3 protein-coding genes are annotated in these 1,474 nt (G+C 37.3%); 2 read left to right on the top strand and 1 reads right to left on the bottom strand.

Translation table 11 applies throughout. The annotated features are described in order from the left end of the window. Positions 1-67 precede the first annotated feature (67 nt). Complete coding sequence (locus AB0I28_RS39375) at positions 68-304, top strand: hypothetical protein (protein WP_206082674.1); 237 nt, start codon at positions 68-70, stop codon at positions 302-304. A gap of 421 nt (positions 305-725) precedes the next feature. Further along, a complete protein-coding gene (tnpA, locus tag AB0I28_RS39370; RefSeq protein ID WP_272680812.1) occupies positions 726-1,181 on the top strand; it encodes an IS200/IS605 family transposase in 456 nt (151 codons plus the stop codon). Between the two features lie 110 nt (positions 1,182-1,291). Here tnpA and AB0I28_RS39365 read toward each other — a convergent pair. Continuing rightward, positions 1,292-1,474, bottom strand: a 183-nt coding sequence (locus AB0I28_RS39365; protein ID WP_357501239.1) for a hypothetical protein, incomplete at its 5' end; no start/stop codon positions are given.

The following is a 1,474-nucleotide window of genomic DNA, read 5'->3' as shown; positions in this document are numbered from 1 at the left end:
GTAAAGGCATTAGATATAATACGGATGACTCATTTAATACTGTGTTAGATCCAAAGAAGGCAATAAAATGAAAGATAATAAATTAGAACTATTTTTTTCAAGTCCAATGGAATATGAGAATCTAACGTTAGAAGTTCAATTAAATTGGGGGCGGGTTGCAGAAATTAATCAAGATAAAGGTGTAGACAATTTAGAAGTTGAACTATTTGGTTCAGATCTATCCCGCGGTTTTACAGCGAAAATGCCTTTAGATGATCTAATTTCAATATTAATTGAAGCCAGAGATACATTAAAGAAACAATAAACTTTTATTGAATTAATGGTCTTACTCGCTGTTGGCTAATTGGGTGATTAACTGTCCAGTTTGGTGCGTGAGTGTGTAATTGCTACCTTAGGCAATATTCAGTATGGCTGCTGAGATTTACGAAGGTAGCATTACTGATTTACCAAACGCAAAAGCGAAAAAGAAAAAATAATTTTCTTTAATCGCACAGATAAACAGTATCTCTAGTATGCTGTTTATCGCCAAAGCGAATTGAAGCCAATGTGGAAACACATTGGCTTTTTTTTTTATGGCTTTAGCCAGTTTAAGTCGCGTTAGCGTCTTAAACATAAAACCACCTGCTTTGCGGGTGGAGTCAAAGGGTTATACCAAGAAAAACACCTTTCCGTTACGATATAGATGTTCAAGCTAATATTCGTAACTTAAATAAGGAAAGGTGTTTATGGGCATTAAAGCACAAAGCTCAGCGCATACAAAGTGGCTGTGTAAATACCATATCGTCTTTTCGCCGAAATTCAGACGGAAAGTGATTTTTAATAATATTCGTTCAAGTGTGGGTGAGATATTACGAGACCTTTGTAAGTATAAAGGTGTTGAAATAATCGAAGGGCATCTGATGCCAGATCATGTTCATATGCTAGTCAGTATTCCCCCAAAGTTAAGTGTTTCAAGCTTTATGGGGTATTTGAAGGGTAAAAGTTCGTTGATGATCTTTGATAGACATGCGAATTTAAAATATAAATTTGGCAATAGAAAGTTTTGGTCAGAAGGCTACTATGTAAGTACGGTAGGGTTAAATGAAGCAACAATTCAGAAGTATATCAGAGAGCAAGAAAAGTCAGATTTAATGTCAGATAAACTGAGTACGAAAGAGCATATAGACCCCTTCAAGGGGTAAGACAAAGTAGCAAAGACACTTAGCTTGAACGAAGAGAAAGCAGCGTCATTTAGGCGCAGTCGGTAATAAGCCCTTATAGGGCTAGAGCAAACCACCCGCTATGCGGGTGGTTATGATTTTACTTCTTTTTCGGTACACCCATCAATGAAAAAATGGTTACGTCGCACAGGCATTACGTTCGTGTCTTTGGTCATTTTGCTGCCGTTATTATTTTTAGCAGCAGATAAAATTTGGCCTTTGCCAATCAAACAGATCGAAATGGCACGAACCGTTGTGGCCGCTGATGGCACACC

Source organism: Phytomonospora sp. NPDC050363, from assembly GCF_040655735.1.
Taxonomy (GTDB): domain Bacteria; phylum Actinomycetota; class Actinomycetes; order Mycobacteriales; family Micromonosporaceae; genus Phytomonospora.
The sequence above is the reverse complement of the archived record's forward strand: the minus strand, read 5'-3'. Positions and strand labels throughout refer to the sequence as shown.